At 70.6% G+C, this 22946-nt stretch carries 20 protein-coding genes; 7 read left to right on the plus strand and 13 right to left on the minus strand.

Annotated features, from left to right (window positions below; all coding sequences use genetic code 11):
• Positions 1 to 260: 260 nt before the first annotated feature.
• Together QTN24_RS16530 and QTN24_RS16535 are read right to left on the minus strand one after the other, a co-directional pair.
• Positions 261 to 1526, minus strand: coding sequence for an FAD-dependent oxidoreductase (locus QTN24_RS16530; RefSeq protein ID WP_313838337.1), 1266 nt, complete (start codon positions 1524 to 1526; stop codon positions 261 to 263).
• Positions 1527 to 1535: 9 nt separating this feature from the next.
• Complete coding sequence (locus QTN24_RS16535; protein WP_313838339.1) at positions 1536 to 2525, minus strand: LysR substrate-binding domain-containing protein; 990 nt, start codon at positions 2523 to 2525, stop codon at positions 1536 to 1538.
• Between the two features lie 145 nt (positions 2526 to 2670).
• Between QTN24_RS16535 and QTN24_RS16540 the strand changes: the two genes are divergently transcribed.
• The 5 genes from QTN24_RS16540 (at position 2671) to QTN24_RS16560 (ending at position 9104) form a co-directional block, all read left to right on the plus strand.
• On the plus strand, positions 2671 to 3696 hold the full coding sequence (locus QTN24_RS16540; RefSeq protein WP_313838341.1) for a tripartite tricarboxylate transporter substrate binding protein: 1026 nt from the start codon (positions 2671 to 2673) through the stop codon (positions 3694 to 3696).
• Between the two features lie 21 nt (positions 3697 to 3717).
• Positions 3718 to 5241: an altronate dehydratase family protein gene (locus QTN24_RS16545; RefSeq protein ID WP_313838343.1), complete on the plus strand. Its 1524-nt coding sequence runs from the start codon at positions 3718 to 3720 to the stop codon at positions 5239 to 5241.
• Positions 5242 to 5293: 52 nt separating this feature from the next.
• Positions 5294 to 6763, plus strand: coding sequence for an NAD-dependent succinate-semialdehyde dehydrogenase (locus tag QTN24_RS16550; RefSeq protein ID WP_313838345.1), 1470 nt, complete (start codon positions 5294 to 5296; stop codon positions 6761 to 6763).
• A 44-nt stretch (positions 6764 to 6807) separates the two neighbouring features.
• On the plus strand, positions 6808 to 7611 hold the full coding sequence (gene hpaI, locus QTN24_RS16555; protein WP_313838347.1) for a 4-hydroxy-2-oxoheptanedioate aldolase: 804 nt from the start codon (positions 6808 to 6810) through the stop codon (positions 7609 to 7611).
• 83 nt (positions 7612 to 7694) lie between these two features.
• Entirely contained in the window at positions 7695 to 9104 is a 1410-nt protein-coding gene (locus QTN24_RS16560; protein ID WP_124686760.1) for an FAD-binding oxidoreductase, read from the plus strand.
• On the opposite strand, the gene QTN24_RS16565 is transcribed toward QTN24_RS16560, so the two are convergent.
• Together QTN24_RS16565 and QTN24_RS16570 are read right to left on the minus strand one after the other, a co-directional pair.
• The gene (locus tag QTN24_RS16565; protein ID WP_313838349.1) at positions 9085 to 10287 is read right to left on the minus strand and encodes a sensor histidine kinase; all 1203 of its coding nucleotides are present in this window, start codon (positions 10285 to 10287) and stop codon (positions 9085 to 9087) included. The two genes, QTN24_RS16560 and QTN24_RS16565, sit on opposite strands and share 20 nt — an antisense overlap.
• A 91-nt stretch (positions 10288 to 10378) precedes the next feature.
• Positions 10379 to 10570 carry a CsbD family protein gene (locus QTN24_RS16570; protein ID WP_124686215.1) on the minus strand — a complete coding sequence of 64 codons (192 nt, stop codon included), beginning with the start codon at positions 10568 to 10570 and terminating at the stop codon, positions 10379 to 10381.
• Between the two features lie 420 nt (positions 10571 to 10990).
• On the opposite strand from QTN24_RS16570, the gene QTN24_RS16575 reads away from it, so the two are divergent.
• On the plus strand, positions 10991 to 12049 hold the full coding sequence (locus tag QTN24_RS16575) for a porin (RefSeq protein WP_124686214.1): 1059 nt from the start codon (positions 10991 to 10993) through the stop codon (positions 12047 to 12049).
• Between the two features lie 69 nt (positions 12050 to 12118).
• Here the strand turns inward: QTN24_RS16575 and QTN24_RS16580 are convergent, their stop codons facing one another.
• The 4 genes from QTN24_RS16580 to QTN24_RS16595 form a co-directional block, all read right to left on the minus strand.
• The gene (locus QTN24_RS16580) at positions 12119 to 14119 is read right to left on the minus strand and encodes a beta-propeller fold lactonase family protein (RefSeq protein WP_313838352.1); all 2001 of its coding nucleotides are present in this window, start codon (positions 14117 to 14119) and stop codon (positions 12119 to 12121) included.
• A 199-nt stretch (positions 14120 to 14318) separates the two neighbouring features.
• Entirely contained in the window at positions 14319 to 15578 is a 1260-nt protein-coding gene (locus QTN24_RS16585; protein WP_313838353.1) for an MFS transporter, read from the minus strand.
• Position 15579: 1 nt separating this feature from the next.
• Positions 15580 to 16080: a flavin reductase gene (locus QTN24_RS16590; protein WP_124686211.1), complete on the minus strand. Its 501-nt coding sequence runs from the start codon at positions 16078 to 16080 to the stop codon at positions 15580 to 15582.
• Positions 16081 to 16105: 25 nt separating this feature from the next.
• Positions 16106 to 17479 (minus strand): LLM class flavin-dependent oxidoreductase, encoded by a 1374-nt coding sequence (locus QTN24_RS16595; protein ID WP_313838354.1) that lies wholly within the window; start codon positions 17477 to 17479, stop codon positions 16106 to 16108.
• A gap of 363 nt (positions 17480 to 17842) precedes the next feature.
• Between QTN24_RS16595 and QTN24_RS16600 the strand changes: the two genes are divergently transcribed.
• On the plus strand, positions 17843 to 18409 hold the full coding sequence (locus QTN24_RS16600) for a helix-turn-helix domain-containing protein (RefSeq protein WP_124686209.1): 567 nt from the start codon (positions 17843 to 17845) through the stop codon (positions 18407 to 18409).
• Here QTN24_RS16600 and QTN24_RS16605 read toward each other — a convergent pair whose 3' ends face one another.
• The 5 genes from QTN24_RS16605 to QTN24_RS16625 all read right to left on the minus strand — a co-directional run bounded on the left by QTN24_RS16605 (position 18410) and on the right by QTN24_RS16625 (position 22944).
• Complete coding sequence (locus QTN24_RS16605; RefSeq protein WP_313838356.1) at positions 18410 to 19207, minus strand: GntR family transcriptional regulator; 798 nt, start codon at positions 19205 to 19207, stop codon at positions 18410 to 18412.
• 81 nt (positions 19208 to 19288) lie between these two features.
• The gene (locus tag QTN24_RS16610) at positions 19289 to 20146 is read right to left on the minus strand and encodes an oxaloacetate decarboxylase (protein ID WP_313838358.1); all 858 of its coding nucleotides are present in this window, start codon (positions 20144 to 20146) and stop codon (positions 19289 to 19291) included.
• Positions 20143 to 20691, minus strand: a complete 549-nt coding sequence (locus tag QTN24_RS16615) for a 3-isopropylmalate dehydratase (protein ID WP_313838360.1) — start codon at positions 20689 to 20691, stop codon at positions 20143 to 20145. The genes QTN24_RS16610 and QTN24_RS16615 overlap by 4 nt, the downstream gene beginning before the upstream one ends.
• The gene (locus QTN24_RS16620) at positions 20688 to 21962 is read right to left on the minus strand and encodes a 3-isopropylmalate dehydratase large subunit (RefSeq protein WP_313838362.1); all 1275 of its coding nucleotides are present in this window, start codon (positions 21960 to 21962) and stop codon (positions 20688 to 20690) included. Before QTN24_RS16620 ends, QTN24_RS16615 begins: the two co-directional genes overlap by 4 nt.
• A gap of 10 nt (positions 21963 to 21972) precedes the next feature.
• Positions 21973 to 22944 carry a tripartite tricarboxylate transporter substrate binding protein gene (locus QTN24_RS16625; RefSeq protein ID WP_124686204.1) on the minus strand — a complete coding sequence of 324 codons (972 nt, stop codon included), beginning with the start codon at positions 22942 to 22944 and terminating at the stop codon, positions 21973 to 21975.
• Positions 22945 to 22946: the final 2 nt, after the last annotated feature.

A 22946-nucleotide genomic window follows, 5' to 3' on the forward strand; every position in this document is an offset into this window, starting at 1 on the left:
CCGGCCATCGCATCTTGAGCCGCTGGCCCTCACCCCTAACCCCTCTCCCAGAGGGAGAGGGGAAAACAAGCGCCAGGGCCAGCCACCACCCGCGTGTTTGCTCCCCTCTCCGGCATCGCGGGAGAGGGGCGGGGGAGAGGGCGTGGCGGTGCTGCTTGCCGACCGTGGCATGTTGAATCGCTGGCCCTCACCCCTAACCCCCCTCCCAGAGGGAGAGGGGAAAAACAAGCGCCAGGGCCAGCCACGCGCCGCGCCAGGCGCTAGCCGCCGAAGCGGCGCGGATCGTACGGCGCGGGGTCGACGTACGGCGTGTCGCGGTCGAACAGCTCGGCCAGCAGGCGCGCCGTGGCCGGGCCCAGCGTCAGGCCCTGGTGGCCGTGGCCGAAGTGGAACCACAGGTTGGCGTGGCGCGGCGCGCGGCCCACCACGGGCCGCATGTCGGCGATGCACGGCCGCGCGCCCATCCACGGCGTGGCTTCGACGGGCGGGCCCAGTTGCACCAGATCGGCCGCCAGCAGTTCGGCGCGCGCGGACTGCACCGGCGTCGGCGGTGCGTCGTGGTGGGCGAACTCGGCGCCCGTGGTCAGCCGCAGCCCCTGCCGCATCGGCGCCAGCAGCATGCCGTTCTCGGCGTCGAGCAGCGGGCGGGCCGGCATGGACGCCACGCGATAGTGGCGGTGATAACCACGCTTGACGAACAGCGGCAGGCGGTAGCCAAGCCGCTGCGTCAGCCCGGCCGCCCACGGGCCCAGCGCGATCACGGCGTGTTCGGCGTGGATGGTGCCGTCGGCGGTCTGCACGGTCCAGCCGCTGCCCGACGCGCGCAGCGTGTCGGCATCGCCGCGCAGCAGCACGCCGCCCTCGCGCTCGAACAGCGCCGCGTAGCGCGCCACCAGTTCGCCCGGATCGCTGACGGTCCATGGGTCCTGCCAGTGCACGGCGCCGGCCAGCGTGCGTTGCAGCGCCGGTTCCTCGCGCGCCAGCGCGGCGCCGTCCAGGATGGCATGGCGAAGATCGTGCGCGGCGGCCACCGTGCCGGCCTCGCGCGCGGCGGCGTCGAACGCGGCCGGGGTCCGGTACGCCTCGAACCAGCCGGTCTTGCGGATCAGGTCCTGCGCGCCGGCGCGTTCGACAACCGGCGCGTGTTCGTCGATGCAATGGCGGATCAGCGCGGCATAGGCGCTGACCGTGGCGGCGTAGCGCTGCGGCGCCGACGCGTGCCAGTAGCGCGCCAGCGCCGGCACCAGCGACGGCAGCGCCCGCAGGTGGTAGTGCACGTCGTTGCCGCGCCGCGCGGCCACGCGCAGGATGGCCTGCCAGGCGCGCGGAAACGCGTAGGGCTGCACCGCCTCGCGCTGGATGATGCCGGCATTGCCGTACGAGGTCTCGCGCCCCGGCGCGTTGCGATCCACCAGGCAGACCGCGTGGCCGCGCTGCTGCAGCGCCAGCGCCGTGGCGACGCCGACGATGCCGGCGCCCAGCACGATCACATCGGTCCGGCGGGAGGGTCTCGGGTGTTCTGTCATGACGTCCTGTCAGGTCTCGCGGGTGGTCTTTCGGGTTCGGGGCCGGGGCCCGGCGGCGCCGGCGCGTTCGATGTCGCGCGCCGCCTCACGCAGGCAGGCGGCCAGATCGGATACGGCCGGCGGCAGCCGGCGGTCGCGCAGCGTGATCAGCCCCACGGGCGGCAGGTCTACCTCCACCGGCATCGCCAGCACGTGGAAACGGCCCTCGGCCTGCAACTGGCGCCCCACGGCGCGGGCGACGAATCCTACCGCCTGGCGCTGCGCGACGAATGTGGTCACGGCCAGGTACGACGACGATTCCATGATGTCGGCCGGCAGCGTCTGGCCGTGCCGATGCAGCGCCTGCTCGATCTTCACGCGCAGCGACGCCCACGGCGGCGGCAGCACCAGCGGCTGGCGCGCCACATCGGCCCAGCCCGGGCGCGCCTTGCCGGCCAGCGCGTGGCCGGCCGCGACGATGGCGACCATCGGCTCCTCGTACAGCGCCTCGGTGACGAGGTCCGGCGCCGCGTAGGCCGGTTCCAGCCGGCCGACGATCACGTCCAGCTCCGACAGCCGCAGCCGGGGCAGCAGGTGCGTCAGGTCGCCCTCTTCCACCAGCACCGTGGCGCGCGGCGACTGCGCCTTCAGGCGTGCCACGGCCTGGGCCAGCAGCACCGGCAGCGTGGCGCCCATCGCCCCCACGCGCACGCGGCCGGCCGCGCCGCTGGCCACGGCCTCGATCTCGTCGCGCGTCACGTCGTACTGGGCCAGCACCGCGCGCGCAAAGCGCACCAGCGATTCGCCGGCCGGCGTGGGCTCGGTGCCGCGCGTGGAGCGCGTGAACAGCGTCAGCCCCAGCATCTTCTCCACCTCGGCCAGCACCTTCGACACCGCCGGCTGGCTGACCGACAGGAACTCGGCGGTCCGGCCCAGGTGACGGAACTCGTCCAGCGCCACCAGCAGTTGCAGGTGCCTGAGCTTGATGTTGGAACGGAAGGCGCGGTCGATATGGGCCATGGCCGCGAGTCTACCTAACCGGCAGGTTATGAAGCAATGCCAATTTTCTATTGGATGGTTATGTTTCCCGCGCCCACAATCGCTGGCAGAGCGGATGGGCGTCGCAGCCCGCCCGCGACCTAGAACAGCGTTGGAGACAATCCCCATGACACACGGCCTTCCCGCCAGCCTTTCGCGCCGCCGCCTGCTGCTGGGCAGCGCCGCCGCCACCGCCGTTGCCGCCACCGGCACGGCCGCCCTGCTGGGCCCGCGCATCGCGCGCGCCGCCAGCGAGTATCCGGACCGCCCCATCAAGTTCATCTGCCCGTGGCCCGTGGGCGGCACGGCGGACCAGTCGATGCGCGCGCTGTGCCAGGTGGCGTCGGGGTTGCTCAAGCAGTCCATCGTGGTGGAAAACCGCGCCGGCGCGTCCGGCATGATCGGCACCAAGGCGCTGGCCAGCGCCGCGCCGGACGGCTACACGATCGGCCAGATCCCGATCTCGGTCACGCGCTTCTCGCAGCTCGGCATGCTCCAGCTTGACCCGCGCACCGACCTGACCTACCTGGCGCGCACGTCGGGCCAGACCTTTGGCATCGCCGTGCCGGCCAACTCGCGCTACAGGACGCTGGCCGACGTGATTGCCGAGGCCAAGGCCAACCCGGGCCGCGTGACGTACGCGCACGCCGGCATCGGCGGCGCCACGCACGTCGGCATGGAACAGTTTGCGCTGGCCGCTGGCGTCAGGTTCAACGCGGTGGCCTACAAGGGCGGCTCGCAGGCGTTGCAGGACGTGCTGGCGAACCAGGTGGAGCTGCTGGCCGATTCCAGCTCGTGGGCGCCGCACGTGGAAGCGGGCAAGCTGCGCCTGCTGGCCACCTGGGGCGAGCAGCGCACGCCGCGCTTCAAGGACACGCCTACGCTCAAGGAACTGGGCTTCAACGTGGTGGTGGAGGCGCCCAACGGCATCGGCGCGCCCAAGGGCCTGCCGCCCGACGTCGAGAAGAAGCTGCGCGACGCATTCCGCGCAGCGGTGGCCAGCGCCGAGTTCAAGGCCGTGGCGTCGCGCATCGACGCGCCGGTCATGTACCTGGACGGCCCCGAATACAAGAAGTACGTCGCCGCGGTCTACGACCAGGAGACCCAGCTCATCCAGCGCCTGAAACTCAAGGACATGCTCGCGCAGAGCTGATCCGCACCGCCCCCAACCACCGTGACCCTGAACCCCGTCATCCGCCTGCACGCCAACGACAACGTCCTGATCGCCCGGGGCGACCTGACGCTGGGCCAGCACCTGCCCGACCTGGACGTGCGCGTGCGCGCCCAGGTGCCGGCCGGGCACAAGATCGCCGCTCGCGCGATTGCACGCGGCGAGCCGGTCAGGAAGTACGACACCGTGATCGGCGTGGCCGACCGCGACATCGTGCCCGGCGAGCACGTGCACAGCCACAACCTCCGGCTCGTCGACTTCTACCGCGACCCGGCCTTCTGCACCGACGTGCGCCCGGTGGCCTACGTGCCCGAGGCCGAGCGCGCCACGTTCATGGGCTACGTGCGGCCCGACGGCCGCGTGGGGACGCGCAACTTCATCGGCATCCTGTCGTCGGTGAATTGCTCGGCCACGGTCATCAAGCACATCGCCGCGCATTTCACGCCGGAACGGCTGGCGGCCTATCCGAATGTCGACGGCGTAGCCGCCTTCGCGCAGAGCAGCGGCTGTGGCATGTCGTCGCCGAGCGAGCATTTCGACCTGCTGCGCCGCACGATTGCCGGCTATGCCCGGCACCCGAACCTGGCCGGCGTTCTGATCGTCGGGCTGGGCTGCGAGCGCAACCAGGTGGCGGCGCTGGTGGATTCGCAGGGACTGGTGCCCGGCGAGAACCTGCACACGCTGGTCATGCAGGACACCGGCGGCACCCGCGCCACCATCGAGGCCGGCATCCGCGCCATCGAGTCCATGCTGCCGGCGGCCAATGCGTACCGCCGTCAGCCGGTCAGCGCGAGCCACATCAAGATCGGGCTCGAATGCGGCGGGTCGGACGGCTTCTCGGGCATCACGGCCAACCCGGCGCTGGGCGCGGCCATGGACATCCTGGTGCGCCACGGCGGCACGGCCATCCTGTCCGAGACGCCCGAGATCCACGGCGTGGAATACATGCTCACGCGCCGCGCGGTCACGCCCGAGGTCGGCCAGAAACTGCTGGACCGGCTGGCGTGGTGGGAGCGCTACACGGCCGGCCACAACGCGCAGTTCAACGGCGTGGTGGGCCACGGCAACCAGCAGGGCGGGCTGGCCAACATCTTCGAGAAATCGCTGGGCTCGGCCATGAAGGGCGGTACCACGCCGCTGCAGGCCGTGTACGAGTACGCCGAGCCGATCGACCAGGCCGGCTTCGTGTTCATGGATTCCCCCGGCTACGACCCCGTGGCCGCCACGGGCCAGATCGCCAGTGGCGCCAACCTGATCTGCTTCACCACCGGGCGCGGCTCGATGTTCGGCTCCAAGCCCGCCCCGACGATCAAGCTCGCGTCCAACTCGCCGATGTACCGCCGGCTGGAGGAAGACATGGACATCAACTGCGGGCTGGTACTGGACGGCGAACTGAGCGTGGCCCAGATGGGCGAACGCATCTTCGCGCACATCCTGCGCGCCGCCTCCGGCGAGCCCACCAAGAGCGAACTGCTGGGCCTGGGCGACCACGAATTCGTGCCGTGGCACGTGGGGATCGTGAGCTAGCCGTCTCCCCCACGGCGCTTGCCGGCCTTCCAACGTCTGACCACCCCACCCGATGCTGACCACCCTCACCCACCCCGCCCTGCTGCGCACGCAGAACTTCATCGACCAGCAATGGTGCGACAGCGGCGCCCGCTTCGACGTGACCGATCCGGCCACGGGCGCCGTCATCGCCAGCGTGCCGGACAGCGACGCCGGTGACGCCCGCCGCGCCGCCGACGCCGCCGCGGCTGCCTTTCCCGCCTGGAGCCGCCGCCCGGCCCGCGAGCGCGCGCAGCTGATCAAGCGCTGGCATGCGCTGATCCTGGCCCACGAGCCGGACCTGGCGCGCATCATCTCCGCCGAACAAGGCAAGCCGATGCACGAGAGCGTTGGCGAGGTGCGCTACGGCGCGTCGTACGTCGAATGGTTTGCCGAGGAAGCCACGCGCATCTGCGGGGACGTGGTGGCCGAGGCTGTGCCGGGCCGCAAGATGCTCGTGCTAAAGGAGCCGGTGGGCGTGGTGGCGGCCATCACGCCGTGGAACTTCCCGCTGGCGATGATCGCGCGCAAGATCGCCCCGGCGCTGGCGGCCGGCTGCACCGTCGTGGCCAAGCCGGCCGAGGACACGCCGCTGACCGCGCTGGCGCTGGTGGCGCTGGCCGAGCAGGCCGGACTGCCGCCGGGCGTGCTGAACATCGTCACCGCGTCGCGCGCCCATACGCCGGCCGTGGTCGATGCCTGGCTGGCCGACCCGCGCGTGCGCAAGATCACGTTCACGGGCTCCACGCCCGTGGGCAAGCACCTGGCGCGGGAATCGGCCGGCACGCTCAAGAAGCTGTCGCTGGAACTGGGCGGCAATGCGCCGTTCATCGTGTTCGACGATGCCGACCTCGATGCCGCCGTCGACGGCCTGATGGCCGCCAAGTTCCGCAACGGCGGCCAGACCTGCGTCTGCCCGAACCGGGTCTACGTGCAGGCTGGCGTGCACGACGCGTTCGTGGCCAGGCTGGCCGCCCGCGTGGGCGCGCTGCACGTGGGGCCGGCCACCGAGCCCGCTGCGCAGATCGGGCCGATGATCAACGCGCGGGCCGTCGACAAGATCGAGCGCCACGTGCGCGACGCCGTGGCCAGGGGTGCCCGCGTGGTGGTGGGCGGCGAGCGCCTGCGCACCGCCGACGGCCCGCACTACTACGCCCCGACCGTGCTCGTCGATGCCACGCCGGCCATGGAACTGGCGCACGAGGAAACCTTCGGCCCGGTGGCGCCCGTGTTCCGCTTCACGCACGAGGACGAGGTGGTCCGCGACGCCAACGACACCCCGTTCGGGCTGGCCGCCTATTTCTATTCCAGCGACGTGCGCCGCGTCTGGCGCGTGGCGCAGGCGCTGGAAACCGGCATCGTCGGCATCAACGAGGGCGCGCTGGCGTCGGAGGCGGCGCCGTTCGGCGGCGTCAAGGAATCGGGCTACGGCCGCGAGGGGTCGCGCCACGGACTTGACGACTACATGCATACCAAGTATCTGTGCCAGGGCCAGCTAGGCTGAGCCACCCGGCATCCGGCCGCCTGGCCCTTCGAGGAGACAACCCCATGCCTGCCCATAACCCGTTCAAGGCCGCCCTGGCCGCCCGCCAGGCCCAGATCGGCCTGTGGATGTCCGCCGCGTCGCCATACCTGGCCGAGATCACCGCCACGGCCGGCTTCGACTGGCTGCTCGTCGATGGCGAGCACGCGCCCAATGACGTGCGCTCGATCCTGCAGACGCTGCAGGCACTGGGCCCGTACCGCTCGCAGGCCGTGGTGCGCGCCGTGTCCGGCGAGACCGCGCTGATCAAGCAGTTGCTGGACGTCGGCGCCCGCACGCTGCTGATTCCGATGGTCGACACCGCCGAGCAGGCCGCCGCGCTGGTGCGCGCCACGCGCTATCCGCCGTTCGGCGTGCGCGGCGTGGGCAGCGCCGTGGCGCGGGTGTCGCAATGGAGCGCGCGCAAGGACTACCTGGACGTGGCCGACGACGAGGTCTGCCTGCTGGTGCAGGCCGAGACCGTGACCGCCATGCAGAACCTGGACGCGCTGTGCGCCGTCGACGGCGTGGACGGCGTGTTCATCGGCCCGGCCGACCTGGCGGCGTCGATGGGCCACCGCGGCAACCCGGGCCATCCCGAGGTGCAGGCGCAGATCGAATCGGCCATGCGCGCGATCGTCGCCAGCGGCAAGGCGGCCGGCACGCTGACATCGGACAACGCGCTGGCGCGCCGCTACCTGGAGCTGGGCTGCACGTTCGTGGCTACCGGCGTCGACGTGCTGGTCTACGCCAACGCGGCGCGCAAGCTGGCCGCCGAATTCCTGCCCGAGCGCGCCCAGCAGGTGTCCGCGCCCGGCGCTGCATACTGATCCCTCCCCGACGTTCCGAGCCCCGAAACATGCCGTCCCCGACTTCCGAAGCCTTGTCCCACCCGGACGCCCTGCGCCACGCCATGGCGGCCATCGTCGGCCCGCAAGGCTGCCTGAGCGACCCCGCCGACACCGAGCCGTACGTGACCGACTATCGCCGCATCTATCACGGGCGCTCGCCGCTGGTGGTCATGCCGACGACCACCGAGCAGGTCAGCCGCGTGATGGCGTGGTGCCACGCGCACGACGTGCCGGTGGTGCCGCAGGGCGGCAACACGTCGCTGATGGGCGGCGCGGTGCCCGACGACAGCGGCACGGCCGTCGTCATCAGCCTCAGGAAGATGCACCGCGTGCTGGCCATCGACACGGTCAACGACACGATGACCGTGGAAGCCGGCGTGACGCTGTCCGCCGCGCGGGCGGCCGCCGACGAGGCCGGGCGGCTGTTTCCGCTGCGGATCGGCTCGGAGGGGTCGTGCCAGATCGGCGGCAACCTGTCGACCAATGCCGGCGGCACGGCGGTGCTGCGCTACGGCAACATGCGCGACCTGGTGCTGGGGATCGAGGTGGTGCTGCCCGACGGGCGCGTGTTCTCGTCGCTCAAGGGGCTGCGCAAGGACAACACCGGCTACGACCTCAAGCACCTGTTCATCGGCGCCGAGGGCACGCTGGGCATCATCACCGGCGCCGTGCTGAAGCTGATGCCGCAGCCGCGCGCCACGGCCGTGGCGTTCGTGGCCGTGCAGAGCCCCGAGGCGGCGGTGCGGCTGCTGGGCGAGGCGCGCGCGCTGTCCGGCGGCGCGGTCACGGCGTTCGAGCTGATCTCGGCCCCGGCGCTGGACCTCGTGCTCGAATACCTGGGCGATATCCCGTCGCCACTGCCGGCCCGGCACGACTGGATGGTGCTGATCGAGCTGACGTCGGGCACCGACGCCGAGACGCTGAACGGCACGCTGATGGAGATCCTGGAAACCGGCCTGGGCAACGAATGGGTGGTGGACGCCGCCGTGGCGTCGAGCCTGGCCGACGTTCAGCAATTCTGGCGCATCCGCGAGGAAATCTCCGACGCCCAGACCCGCACCGGGGGCAGCATCAAGTGCGACATCTCGGTGCCGGTGTCGCGCATCGCGCAATTCATCGAGCGGGCGTCGGCCGAGGTGCTGGCCCTGGAGCCGGCCACGCGCATGGTGATCTACGGCCACATGGGCGACGGCAACGTCCACTTCAACCCGCTGCGCCCGCGCGACCGCGACGCCAGGAGCTTCCTGGCGCAGTGGTACAAGCCCGTGTCCGACCTCGTTGACGGGCTGGCCTACGCCGAGAATGGCTCCATTTCGGCCGAGCACGGCATCGGCGTGGCCAAGCGCGACGACCTGAGCCGCTACAAGTCGCCCGTGGAGCTGGAGCTGATGTGGCAGGTCAAGCGCGCGCTGGACCCCAAGAACCTGCTGAACCCGGGCCGCGTGCTGCCGCCTACAGGCGATCGACCGTGATTGTCCACGCGGCGCCCTGACCCGGGGCTGACGCCACGTCCAGCCGGCCGCCAATGCCTTCCAGCATGCGGCGCACCGTGCGCAGGCCCACGCCTTCCTCGCCGGGCCCGGCCGGCAGCCCCTGGCCATCGTCCGACACGCGGACCACGCAGCCGCGCGGCGGCGACGCGGCCAGCGACACCCGGATCTCGCCGCTGCCGCCCGCGAACGCGTGTTCCACGGCGTTGGCGACCAGTTCGTTGACGATGATCCCGATGGTCGTGCAGCGGTCCAGGTCGGCCACGAGCCCGAACTGGACGTCCAGGTTGAACGCAATGCCGCTGGCCTTGAGGTCGTAGAACTCGTCGAAGCTGGCCGCCAGCCCGCCCAGGTAGCGGCCCAGGTCGGCATGCTGCGCCTGCTCGCTCAGGCCCAGCAGGTGGTTGTAGAGCGACGCCATGGCAAAGATGCGGCGCTCGATCTCGCGCAGCGGCTTGCGGCCGTCCTCGCTGGCCAGGAACGTGCTGCGCTGGACCATCGCGATGATCATCTGGAAGTTGTTGCGCACCCGGTGCTGCTGTTCGCGCAGCAGCAGCGCCTTGGCGTCGCGCTCCAGCGCCAGCGCGGCTTGCGCGCGATGCTTTTCGATGCATTCGGCCAGCATGCCGGCCACCGACGCCAGGAACGACATCTCCAGCGCGCCAATTTCCACCGTTTCGCGGAAATCCACCTCCAGCACGCCGTAGGCGCCGTCGTGGTTGATCAGCGGCAGGTTCACCGAGGTGACCACCGCGTTCTCGACGAAGATCGCCGGCAGGACGTCGCGCGGGCGGCGCCTCACGTCAGCGTCCACCACGGGCGCGGCCTGCCGCAGGGCCTCGCCGGGCGGGTTGCCGCTGGCGGCCTCGCCCACCTCGCGGCCCATGTCGGCCGCTTTCAGGCCATGGTGGCTGCGGATGACCAGGGTGCCCCGGGCGGCGTCCAGTTCCAGCACCTTGCCCATCGGCGCGCCGCAGCCCTGCGCGGCCGTGCGTACCGCGCTGTCCAGCACCTGCTGCAGCGTGACGTCGCCCTGCATGGCCTCGACCATCTCGGCAAAAAGATGCCGCTGGCGCAGGACTTCCTGCAGCGGCACAGTTTGGCCGGGGGCCGCGACGATATCGCCCATCGATGCCGCCAGCGTCGCGGTTTGCGCCGATTTCATCGCTTGCCCCCTGCAAATCATGGTGCGGACGTGAAAAAGGCGGGGTTCGCGACCCCGCCTTCCGTGCCATCCGGCAGTGTCTGCCGCGCGATCAACGCGGGTTCTTCTGCGGATTCTTCTTCATGTCGGCCTTGGTGTCGCCGTAGGCGGCCTGGGTGCGGCCCGCCACCTGCTCGGCCTTGCCCTTGATCTCCGTGGAGGTCTTGCCGGTCATCTTGCCGGCCAGTTCCTTGGCCTTGCCCTTGGCCTCGTTCATTCGGCCCTTCACCTGGTCCTTGTTCATGGTCGCACTCCTGTGGTCGGTTCCTGAATGTCCGGCCTGCCGGCCACGTGGAACGCGGCGTTGGGGCAGGCATCGGCGCTGGTTTCCAGTGTAGGAAGCGTGGGCCGCGGCGCTTGTAGGACGTGCACCGAATCGGGTGTCGGAATGGTTCGACGCGGCGGCCCACAGCGATACGCGCGCGCCACACCGGCCATCGCCAAACCCCTGTGGCAAGGTGTTTTCGCGCAAGTGCAACAGATCGCAGGCGGTTGTCCGCGCCTTTTCGTACAAGTGCCACGCGGGCCGTACGCCGGTGGCCGGCGGCCATGCCACGGTGCGAAAAATCCGGCACGGATTGCACAAATGTCGAGCTATATCAAAGCCGCGAACCGGCTGCCTTCCCATCATTGCCGGACCTTTTTCAACCTCGGAGAACAAGGCATGAAAATCAAACTGGCGGCTGCAGCGGCCACCGCATTGCTGGCCGCAGGCGCACAAGCCCAGTCCAGCGTCACCCTGTACGGCGTGGCCGATGCCGGCATCGAGTACCTGTCCCGCGACGGCGGCAATAACAGCAACGTCCGCGTGCAGTCCGGCAACGGTGTCACCACGGGTTCGTGGTGGGGCCTGCGCGGCACCGAGGACCTGGGCGGCGGCATGAAGGGCCTCTTCGTGCTGGAAAGCGGCTTCGACATCGACACGGGCGCCTCCAACGGCGGCCGGCTGTTCAACCGCCAGGCCTACCTGGGCCTGCAAGCCGGCTTCGGCGCCCTGACGCTGGGCCGCCACCAGACCCCGATCTACGACTTCACGCTGGCGTTCGACCCGATGGCCGCCGACGTGCAGTACTCGATCGTGAACATGGACGCCGCCATGGCCAGCCGCGCCGACAACTCGCTCAAGTACACGGGCAAGTACGGCGGCCTGACCGCCTCGGCGCTGTACAGCACGGGCTACGACATGACGGCCGTGCCGGGCTTTGGCGCTGGCGAGATCCCCGGCGACTACAAGAGCGGCCGCCAGTACGCGGCCAGCCTGCGCTACACGGCCGGCCCGCTGGACCTGGGCCTGGTCTACGACCTGCGCCAGCCCAACGGCCTGCTCAAGGACCAGCGCGCCGCGCTGGCCGCCAGCTACGCAGTGGGCCCGGCCAAGGTCTACGCCGGCTACCGCTGGGAAAACCTGACCGGCCTGGGCCATGGCGCCTTCCACCGCAGCAACATCTACTGGCTGGGCATGGGCTACCAGGTCACGCCGGCGCTGACGCTGAAGGGCTCGGTCTACTACCAGGACTACGGCCATACCGGCGCGGACCCGCTAGTGCTCGTGGCATCGGCCGACTACGCGTTCTCCAAGCGCACCAGCGCCTACCTGAACATGGGCTACGTCTGGAACCAGACGGACAAGGGCCTCGGCTCCACGGTGTCGCTGGGCGGCACGGGCGTGACCGCCGGCGACAACCAGTTCGGCGCCATGATGGGGGTCCGCCACCGCTTCTGACCCGCCTTACCGACACTTTCCGCTTTTACCCGGCCCCGCGCCGGGTTTTTTTATGGGCGGACGGCGGCCTCAGGGGCGCGGTTCGACGATGGCGATCGACGTATTGCCAAAGCCCGTCGGGAACGGGCTGCCGGGAATCGGCGTCAGCGCGCCGGTCGTGGCGTCGATCGAGAACCCCGACACCAGATTCTGGTTGAACATGGCGACGTACAGGCGACGGCCGCCCGGTTCCACCTTGAGGCGGCCCGAGCCCGAACCGGGGCCGGTGGGCGCGATGCCGGGCAGCGGCACCACGCCGGGACTGACGACCTTGTAGCCCGTGATACCGGCGCCGATGCCGCTCAGCACGAAGGCAAACTGCCCGGATGGCGTCATGGCGACATCGGACGGGAACGGGGCCGTCGGCACCAGCTGGCTGGACTGGATCTGCCCCCCTGCCGGGTCGACCGTGCCCACGCCGAGCAAGCCGTCCTGCTCGCTGGTATAGAGCAGCGTGCGGCCGTCTGGCGAAAAGGACATGGCACTGGGCATGATGACACCGACGGAATAGTCGATCGACCCAAAACCGATCACGCCGCCATTGCTGGCAATGGGGAATTTGGAGATCTGGCCCACGATCGAATTGGCGGTATAGAGGTACAGCCCGTCAGGAGAGAACTCGACGTCGCGCGTCTGGCCCAGGCCCGACGCCTCGTAGCTCCCGCCGCTCGCCGGCACCAGTGAAGCTGGATCGATGGGGTACCACACGATCCCCCGCCCGGCCCCCACAATCAGGGACCTGCCCGTGGGATGGACGGTAACTGCCTGAGGCGCAGTCAAGACCGAACTGCGGGCCGAGCCCGGAATCTCCGCCATCGCACCCGTGGCCGGGTCAAGCCGGAAGCTCACCACCCGGTTGGTATTCGGCATCACCGCATACCCCACCTGGCCGTTCGGCAGGAAGGCAATGTCGTTGACGTTGTCGCCAGAGGTGAACGGGCTGCCCGGCACGGCCGCCAGCGCGCCGCTGGCCGGGTCCACGCGGTAGACCGAGAACGTCTGGTCCGCCCGGTTTGCCACCACGACGAACTGGGCCTGCACGCACGCCACCGCGATGTCGGCGACGTTGGCGGACGCCACCGTGCCGGTCCCGCGGGTCACGGAGCAGGTCTGGCCCGCCGGTTGCGCCGACACCGATACCGCATAGGACGAGGCGCCCAGACGCGGAGTCGGCATCGTGAATACGCCATTGCCGGCGATGACCTGCGTATCGCCGCTGATATCGGCCAGTTGCAGGCTCTTGCCGGCCGCCAGCCCGGAGACCGTGCCGCCCACGGTATAGGTCGGCGGCAGCGACGTGTTGCGCGTCAGCGCCGCGTTGGCACAAAGGCGGGTGCCAGCGGGCGCGTCGGCGCAGGCGGTCAGTGTCGCGGCCGCCGCACTGTATGCCGAGCCGGGGCTGGCTACCTTGGCGCCACGGCCATCGGCCGCCGGGGTCACGACAAAGCTGGCGTCGTCGCTGGTCCAGGACCAGTTCGCCAGGTCGGCCACGCCGTCCACGCCATCGGAGCGGCGCACCGCCACGGACACGGTCTGCGCGGCGGCGCCGGCCACCACGGTCAGGGTCGCCGGCGTGAGCGTCAGCGTGTACGACACGGCCGGCGCGGCCTGCACCGTCAGATGGGTCACGCTGGCGATACGGCTGCCGTCGGGCAGCGTGGCCGTGGCCGTGATATCGGCCCGGCCAGCCGCCAGGGTGCGGATCGTGGCGTAGATGCCGACCGGCGCGGCCGCCGTCGGGGCCTTGTCCGAGGCCGATAGCACGGTAGCCACCGTCTCGTCCGACGACGTCCAGGCAAAGCTGGCGCCCTTGACCTCGGTGCCGTCGGCGGCCAGCAGCGTGGCCTTGAGCGTCAGCGTGCCGCCCGCAACCGGCGCAGCGCTGCCGGTATCGACCACCAGCCGCGACGCCGCCGGCGTGGCGGGCTGAGCCGGTGAATCGGAATCGTCCGAGCCGCAGGCGGCAAGCAGCGCCGCGGCAAGCATGGCAAGGCCGGCAGCGCGCGCGCCGGCAAAAGCGTAAGAAAACATCGACCTGACCCGTATTTGTCGTTATCTGGAGCGAAAGCCGCCCGGATTGCGGGCAGCGGCCACGCCAGCGCGTACGACAGCGGGTTGCGCGCGACTGTAACAGCACGTCCCCAGCCGGACATCCCCCGATTGGGGTGACGAGTCAACAATTTGCAACAGCCGGGCGATGGACGTTCGCCTACCCTGCCGCCCTGCCGCCCTACCGCCGCCCCCCGGCCAGCCGGCGCGCGTCCGGGTGTTGCCGCAGCCGCCACATCGCCACGCAGCCCAGCGCCGGGCCGATGGCCAGCATGCCGAAGCCGGCGCGCCAGCCCAGCCACGCGACGACGTCCGGCACCAGGTGGATGCTGACCAGCGTCAGCAGAAAGCCGGCGCAGGTCTGCGCCGTCAGCAGCGTGCCGATCGACGACGGCTCGGCCAGTTCGGTGATGCTGGCCGAGAACTGCGCGGAATCGGCGATGACCGACACGCCCCAGACCAGCGCCACGGTCACGAGCACCGCCATCGGCGCGGCGCCCAGCCAGCCCATCAGCGCCGCGCACGACGCGCTGGTGGCCATCGCGCCAATCGTCACGGCCGTGCGGCCCACGCGGTCTGCCAGCCAGCCGCCCAGCCACGCGCCGAGCGCCCCGATGGCGATGGCCGCGAACGTCAGCAGTTCCGCCCTGCCGCGCGGGTCGGACAGGCCGCGCGCGTCGAACGTCTGCTGCAGGAACAGCGCCAGCCACGCCCACATCGCGTACAGCTCCCACATATGGCCCAGGTAGCCCAGGTTGGCCAGCCGCACGGCCGGCTGCCGCCATGCCCGGGCGATCTTGGCCGGGTCGATGCGCGCCGCCTTGCGCAGGTTCGGCCCGACCGCCGCCAGCCCGATCAGCAACGCCGCGCCGGCCGCGCAGGCCGCCGCCGTGCCGTAGATCGCGCGCCAGTCGAGCCCGCCCGCCGTGGGCACCAGGTAGGCCGCCACCAGATGGGGGCTGGCCGATCCCAGCGTCAGCGCACCCACCAGCAGGCCGATCAGCAGCCCCAGGTCCGCCTGCGCCCAGGTGGCGGCCAGCCGCATGCCAACCGGGTAGACACCGGCCATGCACATGCCCGTGATGAAGCGCAGCACCACCACCAGCCCGCCGGTGGGCGCCACGAAGGCCAGCGTGCCGGTGGCCAGTGCTGCCACCAGCGCCGATCCGGCGAACAACCGGCGCAGGTCGTAGCGATCTGGCAGCGACAGCAGCGCCGACGCCAGCGTGCCCGCCACAAAGCCGAACTGGACGGCGCTGGTCAGCAGCGCCTCGTCGAACGCGGTGATGGCATGTGTCCCCTTGATCACCGCCACGGCGGTGCTGGCCGAGAACCAGACGCCCATGGCGGCCACCTCGGCCAGCAGCAGGATGGCGATGGAAAACAGCTTGCCGCGCTGGCGCCGCGGCAGCGGGGCGGCGGTGGAAGTGGGCGTCGTCATCTCACGCCAGCGGCAGGTCGCCCGCACCCACGGCGTGGAAGTCGCGTCCGAAGTAGATCAGCCCGGCCCGCGCGGTGTCCGTGCGGGCGGCCTTGACCGCGCAGAAGAAGACCGTATGGGTGCCCACCTCGGTCACGGATTCGACCACGCAGTCCAGCGCGCTGACGGCGCCGCGCAGCACCGGGGCACCCGTGGCCAGCCGCGCCCATTCGGCGCAGGCAAAGCGTTCGTCAAGCGACAGGTCCTTGTCCGCGAAGCGCATCGCCAGGTCGCGCTGCTCGGCGGCCAGCACGTTGACGCAGAGCCGGCCGTTCTCGCGGATGGCCGCGTTGTTGCGGCTGGCGCGGTTGATGCAGACCACCAGCGTGGGCGGGTCGTCCGTGACCGGGCAGACGGCCGACGCCGTACAGCCGCCCACGCCCGCCACGCCGTCGGTGGTGATGACGTTGACGGCGGCGCCCAGCCCCGCCATGGCGTCCCGGAAAGTCGTCTTGTCTACCATGATGCCTCTGTGATGGCCGGCCGCCCTATGCCGCGCCGGCGCCGGTGCCCCGATATTGCGCCGCCACGTGCGAGGCTGGCAAGCGGGCCCGGCCGAACAGCTTGTCCCGGTAGGCGCCGGGCTGATACGCCGTCTTGTAGGCACCGCGTTCCTGCAGCAGCGGCACGACCAGGTCGATCACGTCCTCGAAGCACTCCGGCACCACGGTGCGCGACAGGTTGAAGCCGTCCACGCCGGTTTCCTCGCTCCAGGCGATCAACTGGTCGGCCAGGCGCGCGGCGGACCCCACCCAGGGCGGCTGGCGGCTGCCCAGCACCATCTGCTCCAGCAGCTTGCGGCGCGTCCACTGCGGGCCGGCGCTGCGGTTCATCGCCTCCACGTTCGACACGATGGCCTGGCTCTTGCCGGTCTCGATCGGCGCGTCCAGGTCGTACCGCGCAAAGTCGATGCCCAGCGACGCCGCCGCGTGCACCAGCGCGGCCTCGGAACTGACGTAGCGGCGGTATTCGTCGAACTTTTCCTGCGCCTCGGCATCGGTGCGGCCAACCACCAGCGTGGCGCCGAGGAACACCTTGACGTCGTCGGCCTGCCGCCCCAGCCGGACGGCCTGCGCCCGGATGTCGTCGACGATCTCGCGCACGCCCTCTTTCTTCTGGCCGTTCACGAACACGCATTCGGCATGCGTGGCGGCAAACTGGCGGCCGCGCGCCGACGCGCCGGCCTGGTACAGCAGCGGCGTGCGCTGCGGCGAGGGCGCGCACAGGTGCATCGCATCGACCCGGTACTGCGGCCCGCGATGGTGGATCACGCGCACCTTGTCCGGATCGGCATAGACGCCGGCCGCGCGGTCCGCCCGCACCGCGTCGTCGTCCCAGCTACCTTCCCAGAGCTTGTAGACCAGCGCCATGTACTCGTCGGCCAGGTCGTAGCGGTCGTCGTGGGCCACCTGCCCATCCATGCCGATGGCCCGCGCGGCGCTGTCCAGGTACCCCGTGACGATGTTCCAGCCAATCCGGCCGCCGGTCAGGTGATCCAGCGTGGACATGCGGCGCGCAAACAGAAACGGCTGCTCGTAGATCAGATTGGCGGTCACGCCAAAGCCCAGGTGCCGGGTCACGGCCGCCATGGCCGGGATCACGAGCATCGGGTCATTGACCGGCACCTGCACCGCCCCGCGCAGTGCCGCGTCCGGGCTGCCGCCGTAGACGTCGTAGACACCCACCACATCGGCAAAGAAGATGCCGTCGAACAGCCCGCGTTCGAGCGTGCGGGCGTAGTCGGTCCAGTACTGGAGTTCGGCATAACGATGCGACTGGTCGCGCGGATGGGTCCACAACCCCTGCTGGATGTGGCCGACACAATGCATGTCGAAGGCGTTCAGACGGATTTCACGCGGCATGGGGGCTCCCGGGTTTCATCCACTATAGTGGACGAATGGGCATTATCGTAAGGAGGATGCGGGCGGGGTTTACCCGGGAGCGCCTGGGGGCCTTTTATAATCCGCCAGCGTCACCGTGGTGGAGGGGAGCAAGACATCGGGATATCGAACACAGCCTGATTCTGCCGATTGTGGTCTCCCCTCTCCCGCAACGCGGGAGAGGGGCTGGGGGTGAGGGCGTTGAGGCGCTGCTTGCCGACCACGTCGCAAGTTGAGCCGCTGGCCCTCTCCCCCGACCCCTCTCCCGCCAGCGGGAGAGGGGAGCAGAACATCGGGATACGCCGGAGCAGAAAGCAAACCAACGCATGCAAACACCCTTCCACCATGACCCGACCCGCTGAAGACCCCACCACTGCCATCTCCGCCCGGGTGCGGATCGAGCGGGAATCGCGCGGGTGGTCGCTGGCGGAGCTGGCGGAGCGGTCCGGGGTGTCCAAGGCGATGATCAGCAAGATCGAGCGGGGCGAGGCCAGCCCCACGGCGACGGTGCTGGGGCGGCTGTCCGGCGCGTTCGGGCTGCAGTTGTCGATGCTGCTGGCGCTGGCCGAGCAGGCGGGTGAGCGCCTGAGCCGGGCCGCCGACCAGCCGGTCTGGCAGGACCCCGAGACTGGCTACATGCGCCGCGCGGTGTCGCCGCGCAACGGCGGCATGCTGGAACTGGTGGAAGTGTCGCTGCCGGGCGGCGCGCGGGTGTCGTACCCGTCGTCGGCGTTCACGTTCCAGCACCAGCAGGTGTGGGTGCTCGATGGCACGCTGGTGTTCGAGGAAGGCGAGATCGTCCACACGCTGCACGCCGGCGATTGCCTGCAACTGGGCCCCCCGGCGCCCTGCACCTTCGTCAATCCGGGGACCGGCGCCTGCCGCTACGTGGTGGCGCTGGTGCGCCGCTGATCAGGACTGGTCGGCGTCGATCCACACGCTGGTGGACGCCCCCGCACGCGTCAGCCGCATCTGGTACGTGTAGCGCTCGGGGTGGTACAGCCCGACCAGGAACTGCACGGGCCGGCCATCGGCGTCCGCCGCCACGCGCGACACGCGCAGCAGCGGCACGCCCGGCGCGATGCGGAAGATGCGCGCCACGTCCAGGTCGGCCACGGCGGCGCCCAGCGTCTGCTCGGCCGATACCACCTCAACGCCGTGCTGCGCCAGCGCCACCAGCATCGGCGTGTCCTGCAGCGTATGGCGATCGAGCGCGGCGGCCAGGTCGCCGGGCACGAACACCTCGGTATAGGAAATCGGCTGGGCCTTGAACTTGCGCACGCGCACCACCTTGAGCACCGGCGCGCCGGGCGGCAGCGACAACGCCGCGCTGACGGCCGGCGGCGCCGGCATGCGCTTCCATTCCAGCACCTGCACGCGCGTGCGCATGCTGACGCTGACGATGTTGTCGAGCAGCCCGCCGCGCACGGTCTGCACGGCCTGGGCCGATGCCCGCGCCGGGCCCGCCGCGTGGCGCGCCGTAGGCACGGTCCCCTTGCCGCGCGAACGCTCGACCAGTCCTTCCTCCTGCAGCCGCGCCAGCGCCGAGCGCACCGTCACGCGCGCCACGCCGAATTCCTCGGCCAGCTGGCGCTCGCCGGGCAGCGGCAGGCCGGCTTCGTAGTGACCGCCGCGAATGCGCTCGCGCAGGATCAGGCGCACCTGCTGGAAGCGTGGCAGCGTGGTCAGGGGGGCGTGGACATCGAGCATCGGGCGGGGCGATTCGGGGACAATGCCGCCACGGTACGCGCGCCAGCCCCTGCAATGCAAGCGGCCGGCGCGCGGCGGGCGTTATTCGTACTGCTTGCCCAGCGCCAGCATCTCGGGCGTGCCGATCACGTCGTTGAGCGCCTGGAACGACAGCATGCGGTCCAGGTACGGCGTGGTGGTGCCGCTGGCGTGCAGGCTGGCCAGGTAGTCGCGCAGCGCGAAGCTCAGCGCGCGCACGGTGCCACCGGGGAAGATCACGATGCGGAAGCCGATGTCCTGCAGCTCGGCGGCCGGCAACACCGGCGTCTTGCCGCCCTCGACCATGTTGGCCAGCAGCGGCGCACGCTTGCCCAGGCGGGCGATGGCGGCGGTCATGTCCTCGCGGCTGCGCAGCGCTTCCACGAACAGCACGTCGGCGCCGGCCTCGGCATACTGCTCGGCGCGGGCCAGCGCGGCCTCCATGCCCTCCACGGCCACCGCGTCGGTGCGGGCGATGACCAGCGTATTGGCGTCGCGGCGCGCATCGCAGGCCGCGCGGATCTTGCCGGCCATCTCGGCGGCGCTGATGACAGTCTTGCCGTCCAGGTGGCCGCAGCGCTTGGGCATCGCCTGATCTTCGAGCTGGATCGCCGTGGCACCGGCGCGCTCCAGCACGCGCACGGTGTGCATGACGTTGAGCGCGTTGCCAAAGCCCGTGTCGGCGTCGACGATCAGCGGCAGCGTGGGGCAGCGCTCGCGGATGCCGCGCGCCACCGACGCCACGTCTTCCAGCGACAGGAAGCCGATGTCCGGCCGGCCCAGCCGCGTGTAGGCAATGCTGGCGCCCGACAGGTACGCGGCCTGGAAGCCGGCCTGCTCCACCAGCAGCGCGGAGAACGCGTCGTAGACGCCGGGCGCCGTGACGATGCCGGAGCCTTGCAGACGTTGCTTGAGGGTCATTGCCGATCCTTGTTCATGGTGAGTTGGCCCGACGCGATGCGGCGCGCCAGGTGCGGCACCAGCCCGCCGTCGCGGATCATGGCCACGAGATGAGGCGGCACCGGCTCGCACTGTATCGCAGGCGCGCCATCGCGAAACACCTGCCCGGTGTCGATGTCGCAGCCCACGCGCTGCCCGGCCACCATCGGCGGCAGCGCGGGGGACGTCAGCAGCGGCAGGCCCAGGTTGAAGCCGTTGCGATAGAACAGCCCGGCGAACGACGGCGCCACCACGGCCACCACGCCCAGGTGGCGCAGCACCTCCACGGCCTGCTCGCGCGACGATCCCGCGCCAAAGTTGCGGCCGCCGAAGACGATGTCGCCGGGCCGCACCTGCGTGGCGAACAAAGGCTCCACCGCTTCCAGGCAGTGCCGGGCGATTTCCTCGATGCCGAACTTCATGTAGGCGCCGGGCGCCAGCAGGTCGGTGTTGATGTCGTCGCCGAACACCCAGGCGCGGCCGGTCAGGCGGCCGTCGGCCGCAATCGAAATCGGTACGGCGCTCATGCCAGCATCTCCCGTGGATCGGCGATCCGGCCCGCGATGGCCGAGGCCGCGACCGTGTACGGCGAGCCCAGGTACACCTGCGACGACGCTGCGCCCATCCGGCCCTTGAAATTGCGCGCGGTGGCGCTGATGACCACGCTGTCCTCGCCAAAGCGGTGCTCGCCGTAGCCGGCGCACGCGCCGCAGGCGTTGGGCAGCAGTTCGGCGCCGGCATCGGTCAGCGCGGCCAGCGTGCCTTCCTGCGCGGCGCGCTGCTGGTCTGCCGCGCTGGCCGGCGCCACGAGCAGCCGCGTGCCACGGGCCACGCGCTGGCCGCGCAGCACCTGGGCCGCCATGCGCAGGTCGTCGAGCTTGGCGCCGGTGCAGGCGCCGATGTAGGCAATGTCGATGCCCACGCCGCCAAACAGGCCCACGTCGTCGGCATCGGCCGGGGTATGCGGGCGCGACACCTGCGGCGCCAGCGCGGCGGCATCGAAGTCGTGCACGGCCAGGCAGGCCGCGTCGGCGTCCGTCTGCCAGCCGTCGACGTCGATGGCCTCGGGCGCCACGCCGGCCGCCAGCAGCCAGTCGCGCGTGGTGGCGTCGGGGGCGATCAGGCCCACCTGCGCGCCCAGTTCAGCCGTCATGTTCGACAGCGTCATCCGTTCCTGCATCGACAGCGCGGCCACGGCGCCGCCCGTGTATTCCACGGCCTGGTACTGGCCGCCGTCCATGCCGAACTGCGTGCACATGCGCAGCATCATGTCCTTGGCCGACACGCCCGCGCCCAGCCGGCCGTGCCACTGCATGCGGATGGTCTCCGGCACGCGCACCCAGATCTCGCCCGTCACCAGCACGCCAAGCATCTCGGTGGCGCCGATGCCGAACATGTAGGCGCCAAACGCGCCGCCGGTGGACGAATGGCTGTCGCCGCCCACCGCGAACATGCCGGGGCGCAGGTAGCCGTTCTGCGGCACCACCACGTGGCAGATGCCTTCCATGTCGTGAAAACGCGCCACGCCCTCGTCGCGCACCCAGTCGCGCGCGATCTGGACGATGCGGCGGCTGTCGGCATCGTGGGCCGGCACGTAGTGGTCGGTCACCACGACCACGCGGTCCGGGTCCCACACCTTCGCGCCGAGCTTTTCCAGCATCGGCTTCACGCGGCGCGGGCCGCTGGAGTCATGCAGCATCGCCAGATCCACGCGGCAGGTGACGATTTCCCCGGGCGCCACGCTGGTCCGGCCCGCCGCGCGGGCGAGCAGCTTCTGCGCCAATGTCTGGCCAGTCATCTCGATTCCTTCATTCCACCTTGGTGCCAGACGCCTGGATCACGCGCGCCCAGTGCGCGATGTCGCTGCGCACGAATGCGCCAAACGCCTGGGGCGTCATGCTGATGGCGCTGGCCGCCTCGGTTTCCATGCGCTTGCGGTACGCCGGGTCGTCCACGGCGATCTTCACGGCGCGGTAGAGCTGGTCGGTCACGGCCTGCGGCAGCCGGGCCGGGCCAAACAGCCCGAACCACGCCGACGACTCGAAGCCCTTGACCGTCTGCCCGATCGGCGGCACGCCCGGAAACTGCGCCAGCGCGTCCTTGCTGCTGACGCCCAGGAACTTCAGCGTGCCGGCCTTCACGTGCGGCAGCACGTTGACCGTGCTGGCGAACATCAGGTCGACGGTGCCGCCCAGCAGGTCGGTCAGCGCCGGGTTGGTGCCCTTGTACGGGATGTTCACGATGTCGGTGCCGGTCTGGAGCTTGAACTGCTCGCTGGCCAGATGCAGCGACGACCCCTGCGCGCCGATCGCGAACGTCAGCTTGCCGGGGTTTTTCTTCGCGTAGTCGACCAGCCCGGCCGTGGTGTCGAACGGCACGCCCTTGCGCGCCACCAGCACGCTCGGCACGCGCGCGACCATCGTGATCGGCGTGAAATCCTTGACCGGATCGAACGGCAGGTTCTTGTAGAGCGTGGCGTTGATGGTGTGGCCGGTGAAGCTCATCAGCAGCGTGCTGCCGTCCGGCGTGGCGCGCGCCACGTACTGCGCGGCGATGTTGCCGCCAGCGCCGGGCCGGTTGTCCACCACCACGGAGCGGTGCAGCGTCTCGGCCATCGAGCGCGCGATCAGGCGCGCCAGCGCGTCGGTGGTGCCGCCGGCGGGGCTGCCCACGACGATGGTGATGGGCTTGTCCTGCGCCAGGGCCGGCGCCACGGGCGCCAGGGTGGCCAACATGGCCAGCGCGGCGCCGGCCAGGATACGTCTTCGACTGATCGACATCG

Source organism: Cupriavidus sp. SZY C1 (assembly GCF_032190535.1).
GTDB classification, from domain to species: Bacteria; Pseudomonadota; Gammaproteobacteria; order Burkholderiales; family Burkholderiaceae; genus Cupriavidus; species Cupriavidus pauculus_C.